Source organism: Stenotrophomonas sp., assembly GCF_032103445.1.
Taxonomy (GTDB): domain Bacteria; phylum Pseudomonadota; class Gammaproteobacteria; order Xanthomonadales; family Xanthomonadaceae; genus Stenotrophomonas.
In genome coordinates this window covers 1-7,727 of record NZ_DAMDFR010000112.1, presented here as the reverse complement: position 1 = coordinate 7,727, position 7,727 = coordinate 1, and the positions used below count along the sequence as shown (strand labels likewise).

The window sequence follows — 7,727 nt, the reverse complement described above, 5'->3', positions numbered from 1 at the left end:
CGGTAGCGCCGGCCGTTGGCCGGCCCAGGCGATCCGTGGGCCGGCCAACGGCCGGCGCTACCGTGACCCATCCTTTACACTGCAAGGTCTCCTGATCCTGCTAGCGATGCCGATGAACCCGCAGACCAAGCTGCCCAAGGTGGGCACCACCATCTTCACCGTGATGTCCCAGCTGGCCGCCGAGCACGGGGCCGTCAACCTGGGCCAGGGCTTCCCGGATTTCTCCGCGCCGCAGCGGCTCATCGATGAAACCGTGAAGGCCATGCGCGACGGCCTGAACCAGTACCCGCCGATGACCGGCGTCGCCCCGCTGCGTCAGGCCATTGCCCAGAAGTCGCTGGATCTGTACGGCGCGCAGGTGAATCCCGACACCGAAATCACCGTCACCAGCGGGGCCACCGAGGCCATCTTCAACGCCATCCACGCCGTGGTCCGCCCCGGCGAGGAAGTGATCGTCCTCGACCCCGCGTATGACTGCTACGAACCCGCCATCGACCTCGCCGGCGCGCGCGCCGTGCACGTGCCGCTGGACCCGCAGACCTTCGCCGTGGACTGGGACCGCGTGCGCGCCGCCATTACCCCGCGCACCCGCCTGCTGATGGTCAACACCCCGCACAACCCGTCCGGAGCCATGCTCACCGAAGCGGACATGCAGGCTCTGTGCGACGTGCTGCGTGATACCAACATCTACCTCATTTCCGATGAAGTGTACGAACACATCATCTACGACGGCCGCCGCCACGAATCCGCGCTGCGCTACCCGGAACTGCGCGAGCGCACCTTCGTCATCTCCAGCTTCGGCAAGACCTACCACTGCACGGGCTGGAAGATCGGCTACGCGGTGGCCCCGCCGTTGCTGACCGCCGAATTCCGCAAGGTGCACCAGTACAACACCTTCACCAGCTTCGGCCCGGCCCAGTACGGCTTTGCCGCGATGATCCGCGACGAACCCGAACATCACCTCGAACTGGGCGCGTTCTACCAGGCCAAGCGCGACCGCTTCCGCGAACAGCTGCTCGGCACCCGCCTGAAGGCGCTGCCGGTGCCGGGCGGCTACTTCCAGCTGGTGGATTACTCGGACATCAGCGACCTGCCGGACCACGAATTCGTGAAGTGGCTGACCATTGAAAAGGGCGTGGCCGCCATTCCGCTGTCGCCGTTCTATGAAACCGCCCCGGAAGGCCAGCGCCTGGTGCGACTGTGCTTTGCCAAAAACGACGCCACCATGGACGCGGCGATTGAACGCCTGAAGGTGCTCTGATGAATGCCCCCGCACGCCCCGACCTGCGCATCACCCTCGTGCAGGGCAACACCCGCTGGCACGATCCGCAAGGCAACCGCGAGCACTACGGCGCGTTGCTGGCTCCGCTGGCCGGCCACACCGATCTGGTGATCCTGCCGGAAACTTTCACCAGTGGCTTCTCCAACGACGCCATTTTCCGCGCCGAAGGCATGGAAGGGCCGACCGTGGCGTGGATGCGGGAACAGGCGGCCAAGTTGGGGGCGGCAGTCACGGGCAGCGTGCAGCTGCGAGTGGGCGAGGGCGTATATAACCGCCTGCTGTGGGCCACCCCCGACGGCGACCTGCAGCATTACGACAAGCGCCATCTGTTCCGTTACGGCGACGAGCACCTGCGCTATGCCGCGGGCAACGAGCGCCTGAGCGTGGAATGGAAGGGCTGGCGCATCAATCCGCTGGTCTGCTACGACCTGCGTTTCCCGGTGTTCTGCCGCAACCGCTACGACGTGGAGCGCGCGGAAGACCTGGACTTCGACCTGCAGATATTCGTTGCCAACTGGCCGTCGGCACGTGCGTATCCGTGGCGCACGCTGCTGCGTGCACGGGCGATCGAGAACCTGAGCTATGTCGCGGCAGTGAACCGTGTTGGCGTGGATGGCAATCAGCTGCACTACGCCGGCGACAGCGCGGTGATCGATTTCCTCGGCCAGCCGCAGGTGGAGGTGCGGGAGGTGGAGCAGGTGGTGACCACCACGCTGTCGGCCGCTGCGCTGGCCGCGCACCGGGCAAAGTTCCCGGCGATGCTGGATGCGGATGCGTTCACGTTGAATGTGCGGGTGTAAATCGCGCGTGTGACGGCGCTGACGGGGACGCGCATGGCGCGTCCCTACGCAGATGGTCGGCGGGGCGCGGTGGGGCGGGACCGGGTCCTGGATCGATCCCGGGATCGGGATCGGAATTGGAATTGGAATCGGAATCGGAATCGGGGGTAGGGTCGGTCGACAGACGACCGCACGGAAGAACCCCGCGTCCGGTAACGCATGACCGTTAATCGAAGCCTGTCCCGGGTCACCCCTAAACCCCTCACACGCCGCTAATGCCACCCCACAGACACTGTCTCTGCCTGCGGGGGACACGTGAGGCAAAGTCAGCTACCGAAAAGGTGACGGCATGTCCTCACAGACAGACGCGCGGCTGGGTACACGGTCCCACATCGGCTTCAACGGTCAACTGCATGAGGCTGGTAGCGCGAGGCAACTGCTTGGGAACGGGTACCGTGCGTACAACCCAATGCTGATGCGATTCTCCAGCTCGGACCTTCTTAGCCCGTTCCTGAAAGGAGGGCTAAACGCGTACGCCTACTGCGAGGGCGAGCCCATCAACCACGCTGATCCAAGTGGCCATTTTGCCGCCTACATCCTGCCCGTGACACTGGGGTTGGGGGCGGTGGCACTTGCGGCTGGAGCTGTCATTGCCAAACCACCGGGCGCAAAGGTGGCATTGGGCGTACTGGCTTCTATTGCCGTTGTAGGAGCGGCAATGACGTATCCATTCAAAGGGGGCACGCTTCTGAGCCAGCTAAGGAGTCGTGGCGATCCAGGGCGCGGTATGCCGGCCAGGCAGCAATGGAAGCCAGCACCGCAACCGATATCGCCAGCGGACATGCCGTCTTCGTCCCCGCGCAGCAGCTTGAGCAGCTCGACAAGCAGCTCGGCATCTAATCCGGTGAGCAGTACAGGCACGTCATCCGTGGTTGGGGAGGCTGTGCAACCGTTGCCACCGGTGCGATACGCAGGTCGTGGCGAACGCATGATTGTCGAGGAAGGCTCGTTGACTTCCTTGAGATCGTTCGATCCCTATGCCCACGCAGTAGCTTCCCGTCCAAAGCTAATTCCAAGAAGCACAACCATCTCGAATGTCCCGGTCGTACGGCAGAAGCAGATTCGAAAGAATCGGGAATGGTTCCAGGATCGCCGGCGACATGAACTGCGTGACGCCTACTTGGCAACACGTCGGAACTGAGAAGATTCCTGAACGACGGCAGCAGGTCGGATTGTATCCTCACTGGATTGCCATCTGTTCGCTGGTAGATTCCGCTAACCGAATACGCCAAAAATGACGTGATATGAAGACCCTGACCGTTGCGGTGATCACTTTAGGTGCTCTCCTGGCCGCCCCCGCTGCCCAAGCCGCCGGCAACATCGACTGCGAACTGCATTACAACCTGTCTGGCTGGTCGGTCTTCTACAAAACCGCTTCCGGCAGCGGCACCATCACCTGCGACAACGGTGCCCGTATTCCGGTCAAGATCACCGTCAAGGGCGGCGGTCTCACCGTGGGCAAGTCGAAGATCACCGACGGCAAAGGCCGCTTCAGCGGAGCCTATTCGGTCAATGACCTGATCGGCTCGTATGCCTCGGTGGAGGCCCACGCCGGTGCGGACAAGTCCAGCAGCGCGCAGGTGGTGACCAAGGGCGATGTATCGCTGGCTCTGGCCGGTACCGGCAAGGGCTGGGACCTGGGCGTGGCCGGCAGCAAGTTCACCATCGAGCGGCGTTGAGCATCACCGCGCAGTAACACGGAGCGCCCGATCCTTGCCCTGGGGGCTTGTGAAGGGGTGGGTCATGGCACCGTCTGCGAAGCTGGGCTTCAATGGGGTAGTGCACGAGCCGGGCACCGAAAGGCAACTGTTGGGTAACGGTTACCGGGTCTACGACCCGGTTCTGATGCGGTTCTACAGTGCGGATTCGCTTTCTCCGTTTGGCCGCGGGGGCATGAATGCCTACGCATACTGTAAGGGCGACCCTCAGAACCATATCGATCCTTCCGGTCATTTCCCTTGGGCGTGGCTGGGCGTCGCCACTGCGGTGGCGACCGGGGTTGCGGCAACTGTTGGTGCAGTGGCTGTGGAAGATCGCGGTGTCAAGGCGATTCTGGGCTCTGTAGCCTTGCTTTCCGTCCTCACGGCCGGCGTCGTGTTCGCCAGATACACTCCATCTGGCAGGCAGCTACTTGGCAAGTTCGATCCGCGAGTACATCAATCCGGGGGGGGCAGCGTGGTTTCCCGTCACGCTCCTGCCAGAAGCAGCTCTCGAAGCACCGTGAGCGCTCAAGGCAGTCTGAGCACCCGGAGTAGCGTGAGCTCGCGTGGCGGAGATGCGCAGCAGCATGGCGTGCCAATGCAGGCGCAGCGCAGGGGATCAGTGGGCAGCGATGTGGAACTCCCACAGTTTCCGCGATCCCGCAGCGGAAGCGCTGATTCGGGCTATGGACCGGGCGTGGTATCGCCCGGAGCTTCTGCCCGGAGTGTGAGACTCAGTCGCAACGACAGCATCTACTCGAGCACCTCATCGCTCGGGTTGGGCGGTGGTCCAAGTCAGGACATCGACGGCATGGCACGGTTGAACATGCTGGTCCGAGGCAACCGACAGCCGGGAGGAATCAGCCAAGGATATGGATATCCAAGCTCAAGCGATGCTTGATCTGAACGGGCCGTTGGCCGGCCCACAGGGAGGATCACCGTTCGATAACGCCTCCGCGTCGATCCTTTGCCCGCGGGGATTTGGGAAGGAGCGGGTCATGGCACCATCTGCGACGCTGGGCTTCAACGGGGAAGCCCATGAACCGGAAACGCGCTGGCAGCTCCTGGGGAACGGCTACCGCGCGTACCACCCTGTGTTCATGCGCTTTCACAGTGGCGATGATCTCAGCCCGCTTGGCGATGGCGGTATCAATGCCTACATGTACTGCGGCGGCGACCCAGCAAACCGTGCCGACCCAAGCGGGCACCGCGGGCTTCCATTCTTTGCGTTCGCTGGGTTGAGTGCGCTGTCCCTGGGGACGGGGTTGGCGGCGGGATTTTCCAAAGATCCGGATATCCAGCTCATAGGCGCAGTGACGTCGGTAGTGAGTGGCATGGCGGGTGTCGTGGTGCTGGGCGCGATGACGGTGAAGGGGCAACCGCTTTACAGTCACTTGCTGACGGGCATGCGTAGACTCAAGGGGAAGTTGTCAGCTTCCGACGCCAGATCGGCCCGTGGGGTTGTGGAGCAGGTAGCGCGCGACGGGCCCACGCAACAATTCAATACGCCGAAAGCGTCGAGCATCTTGAGGAGTTTCGACGCTGAGCATGCGACCTCGCTGTCCCGGGGACCTGCTCAGCCGAGCGTCGAACTGCTTCAGTACAGGAGCAGAGGCGAAATGGATAAGGCCTGGTTTCCAGTCATGAGGCGGCTCAATCGTAGTGGTCGATTGTCTCCTGTGCCTCGCGATCATGCAGCGCTTCGATTCCGAAGAGAGAGGCGGGCACATAGTCTGAATGATGTGGGATACGACACCGTCTCACCGAGGGATACTCTGCCGCTATGGAAAAGAATGGCCGTCGCAAGCCGTTTCGGCGCGCGCTTTCCGCGAGCCGCCTGCCGGACTGGTGAGCGCTGCACCTGCACTGGCGATTGCCTACGAAACTATCCGGGGAACGGACTATGCCTGCCTTCACTTATCTGGGCTTCAACGGCACGCTGCATGAGTCAGGTGCGCGCTGGCAGTTGCTGGGCAATGGTCGGCGTGCCTACAACCTGACGCTGATGCGCTTTCACAGTCCGGATCGCTTGAGTCCCTTTGGTAGCGGCGGAATCAACGCATACGCTTATTGCGGGGGTGACCCGATCAATCTGGCAGACCCCAGTGGCTTCTTTGCCTCACCACTGGTGATGATGGGGCTGGCCGTGGTGGGCGGGTTGGGAGGGGCGGGTGCGTTTGCGGCCGCCAATCCTTCGGGCGGAGGTGGCGAAGATGGCGGCGTGAACCCCTGGATCATTGGCGGCGTGATCGCAGCGGTAGGTATGTTGGCGGGCGTCGGCATGGCAGGTCGCAAGCAGTTGATGAAATTGAATGACTCCAGCCAGCAGGGATCTGGCCGAAGTTGGGCAAATGCCGCAGGAGGGACGTCCACTGGCCCACAAGCACCGAAGAGAGGTTGGGAGACAATTGCTCCAGCCCCAGTTGCACCGGCGACGCCCAGCGCCTCGCGTAGCCCCTCTCCCGGCCCAATGGGCCCAGTCAGCTTTGCTCCCCGGGATCAGAACGGTATGACGCTTGTCAGCATGAAGAACCTTCCTTCACCGGTCAGGAAGAAGATCCTGGACATTCGAGATCACGGGCCGCATTCCTCGGACCCAAAGCCTGCTCTAGTGGGGATTGGCAAAACGCCGCCGCGCCCAATTGCTAAAGCTCCTGCCGATCCCAGTGGGAAGTACATAAAAAGGCACAACGTTCTCCATGGGACAGGGCATGGTTATGAGCAATGGCGCATAGCGGTGGGGAGCACGAAAAAGAGTGGTCTCGGTGTCGTGATGGTTACGCCTAACCATGATGAGTCGTACTTCAAAGTTTTCGATTGGAGTAAGTGGAGAGAGCCTTGAGATGCCGTGTGCTGCTTTGGGCGCATCCGGCACCGGGTTCATGGCACAGCGCGGGTCGGCCATGCTCTGCTGGACGTGCCAGGATGTGGATTGCCGGGCAAGCCCGGCACTACGGTCTGGCACCGCCTGGTTGCCGGCCAGCGGCCGGCACTACCCGTAAACAAAAGCTGGCTTTCGCCGGCTTTTGTTTACTGCTGCGTGGCGGCCCAGGCGAAATGCCCGCGCTGGGGTTCGGGCAGCTTGGGCAGGTAGCTGTACATGGTGCGCACCGCCCAGCAGGCGTCGGCGTCGCTGGAGGTTGCTAGTGTTGTCATCACGTCGCCCAGGCGCTGGCGCTCGTCATCGCTGGGCACCAGTTGCACCAGCGCGATGGCGGCTTCGTTGATCTCGGCCTCGCTGACCTGGGTCAGCGGGCGCTGCTGCAATTCGGCCAGGGTGGCCTGGTAGGCGATGTCGAACCATTCGTTGATCACCGGCTGCGGCAGGGTGGCCAGGGTCTCGATGATGCGTTCGCTGTTGCGTGCGGCTTCGGCCGGGGTGGTGACCTTGGCCATGGCCGCGCAGTCGGCGACGGATTGCTTGTGCAGCAGCTGGCCGATCAGCTCGGCGCGGCGTTCCAGCAGCGGCAGTTCGAGGCGGCCCATGCCGCTCATCGACAGCTGTGCGCCCATGACCTGGGCTTGTTCGGGGCTGAGGCCCTTCATGCGTTCCAGGTAGGCGGGTTCGCGCACCAGCTTGCGGGTGGTGGTGTCGACCGGGGCGTGCAGGGGGGAGGATTTGGGGAACGGGTTTTGTGAGGCGGCGAGTTCTTCCTGGACCTTTTTGCAGCCGGTTACGGTGGCGAGGGTGAGGGTGCAGAGGAGGAGGGCGGTGAACGTCCGTGTCATTTTTGTTTTCCGGTTGGGGTTGGGGTTACGTTCGACGGGCGTGGCCCGTCGCTACAGAAAACGGCCCCATAGGGGCCGTTTTCAATGAACATTATCAGCCGCCGCGCGGGCCGCCACGGTGACCGCCGCCACCGGGGCCGCGGTTGCCGCCACCGGGACGACCACCGCCACCCGGAC

Annotated in this window: 5 protein-coding genes; 4 read left to right on the top strand and 1 reads right to left on the bottom strand. The window is 63.0% G+C overall.

Annotation, left to right across the window (positions count from 1 at the left end):
- Positions 1 to 106: 106 nt before the first annotated feature.
- The 4 genes from RT551_RS20795 to RT551_RS20780 all read left to right on the top strand — a co-directional run bounded on the left by RT551_RS20795 (position 107) and on the right by RT551_RS20780 (position 6,663).
- Positions 107 to 1,261: a pyridoxal phosphate-dependent aminotransferase gene (locus RT551_RS20795; RefSeq protein WP_313462013.1), complete on the top strand. Its 1,155-nt coding sequence runs from the start codon at positions 107 to 109 to the stop codon at positions 1,259 to 1,261.
- Complete coding sequence (locus tag RT551_RS20790) at positions 1,261 to 2,082, top strand: amidohydrolase (protein ID WP_313462011.1); 822 nt, start codon at positions 1,261 to 1,263, stop codon at positions 2,080 to 2,082. The genes RT551_RS20795 and RT551_RS20790 overlap by 1 nt, the downstream gene beginning before the upstream one ends.
- Positions 2,083 to 3,365: 1,283 nt before the next feature.
- Complete coding sequence (locus tag RT551_RS20785) at positions 3,366 to 3,800, top strand: hypothetical protein (RefSeq protein WP_313462009.1); 435 nt, start codon at positions 3,366 to 3,368, stop codon at positions 3,798 to 3,800.
- 1,924 nt (positions 3,801 to 5,724) lie between these two features.
- The gene (locus RT551_RS20780) at positions 5,725 to 6,663 is read left to right on the top strand and encodes an RHS repeat-associated core domain-containing protein (RefSeq protein ID WP_313462007.1); all 939 of its coding nucleotides are present in this window, start codon (positions 5,725 to 5,727) and stop codon (positions 6,661 to 6,663) included.
- Positions 6,664 to 6,851: 188 nt separating this feature from the next.
- Here the strand turns inward: RT551_RS20780 and RT551_RS20775 are convergent, their stop codons facing one another.
- A complete protein-coding gene (locus RT551_RS20775) occupies positions 6,852 to 7,550 on the bottom strand; it encodes a hypothetical protein (protein ID WP_313462005.1) in 699 nt (232 codons plus the stop codon).
- Between the last annotated feature and the right edge of the window lie 177 nt (positions 7,551 to 7,727).

What these genes read in the sequence shown, in the direction of transcription:
- RT551_RS20795 (WP_313462013.1), top strand. Translation starts at nt 107, where the DNA reads ATGCCGATGAACCCGCAGACCAAGCTGCCCAAGGTGGGCACCACCATC.
- RT551_RS20790 (WP_313462011.1), top strand. Translation starts at nt 1,261, where the DNA reads ATGAATGCCCCCGCACGCCCCGACCTGCGCATCACCCTCGTGCAGGGC.
- RT551_RS20785 (WP_313462009.1), top strand. Translation starts at nt 3,366, where the DNA reads ATGAAGACCCTGACCGTTGCGGTGATCACTTTAGGTGCTCTCCTGGCC.
- RT551_RS20780 (WP_313462007.1), top strand. Translation starts at nt 5,725, where the DNA reads ATGCCTGCCTTCACTTATCTGGGCTTCAACGGCACGCTGCATGAGTCA.
- RT551_RS20775 (WP_313462005.1), bottom strand. Translation starts at nt 7,550, where the DNA reads ATGACACGGACGTTCACCGCCCTCCTCCTCTGCACCCTCACCCTCGCC.